This window comes from Clostridium sp. DSM 8431 (assembly GCF_900116755.1).
In the GTDB taxonomy this organism is placed as follows: Bacteria; Bacillota; Clostridia; order Clostridiales; family Clostridiaceae; genus Clostridium.
Genome location: NZ_FPBY01000315.1, coordinates 1 through 1,456 on the forward strand (window position 1 = coordinate 1; position 1,456 = coordinate 1,456).

General features: G+C 29.1%; 1 protein-coding gene. It reads right to left on the minus strand.

The window, feature by feature from the left end; all coding sequences use genetic code 11:
• Positions 1-70 precede the first annotated feature (70 nt).
• A complete protein-coding gene (locus BM384_RS17070) occupies positions 71-1,300 on the minus strand; it encodes an IS91 family transposase (RefSeq protein ID WP_090015471.1) in 1,230 nt (409 codons plus the stop codon).
• Positions 1,301-1,456: the final 156 nt, after the last annotated feature.

Sequence of the window (1,456 nt, forward strand, 5' to 3'; positions counted from 1 at the left end):
GAATATCTTCTTCCATACCACATTGTGTACATTTATATTTTATTGTTTCTTCCATACTGAATTCCTCCAACTATCGTGATGTCGGATTAATTCTACCATATACTATTCCTTTTGTAACAGAATATATTTCAATAGCTTCTTCAAGCTTTTCTCTAGTTCCTTCTAGAATTTTATTTTTTAAGTATTCACGCATCGAACCATATTTGGGATATACAATATCATAAAATCTCATTCTCTTATTGCATATAGGGCAGTTACAGGGACTAACACCAAAGCTCGCCAAGATTCTATATTGCCATTTATCAAGAGATCTTCTCAGCCTTAATATTTTATCTTCAATCATTTTAATGAAGTTATGTTTTCCTTTGCTTCTCCTAGAATAAATACCAAAATATCTTACCATCTTAAAGTTTTTCTCTGGTATATGTATTATTAATTTCTTTATAAATTCATACACATGGACTTTTTCAATAACAACTTTATTATCTTCATGTCGTGTATACTTATAAGTTACATATGTTCCATCATAATTAAGTATCCGAGACTCTGCTATTGCAGGTCGTCCAACATATCTTCCAACGTATTTAGCTGCTATCTTAGCTGATTTTATTTGAGTTTTTGCATGAACATAAAATCCTTCACCGTTATTTTTATATAACTTATTCTTTAATGTTCTCATCGACTTAGTATTTCCACAAATAGATGTAATCTCATCTAACAAAACCTTTTGCCATCTTTTTCTTAAAGATTCATATGAGAAGTGCTTAATATGTCTCCATTCAGTCTTCTTCCCTGTTCCACCTTCTGTAACCATCATATGCACATGAGGATTCCATTTTAAATCTCTACCAAAAGTATGAATTACAGTAACTATTCCTGGTGTAAATTCTTCACTCTTATTTAGCTTGTACATCCAACTCATAACAGCTTTAGCTGCGCATTTCGGTAATATTTTAAGTCTTTGTCTATCTGCTCCGAAAAACTTTCTTAATTCTTTTGGAATTGTAAAAACTATATGTCTATGCTTAACATTTATTAAATTTCCAAGCATATTATCAACCCATCTATCCGTATAAACTTTACCACAAGATGTACAAAAACGGCTTTTGCACGTAAAACCAACCTTCTTTGTAATATTACATTTATCACATTTAAATTCTATGTAACCATGTCTTATATCTTTACATCGTAATACCTTTTTAACTTCATCTTTAACATTTTTTCTTATATTTTTATTGTATATCTTTAGAAAATCACTCCAATGATCTTCTAAAATCAATTTTATCTTACTCTTTTTCATTTAAAATTCCTCACTATATGATTAACTAATTTACCATATAATAAGACCGAAAGCTAGATATAATCTAGCTTCCAGCTACAAAATTTTTTATAAATTCCTCGTATTTGAAATACTAAATAGTGTAGACGAATATTTATATATTTTTCTACTAAACCT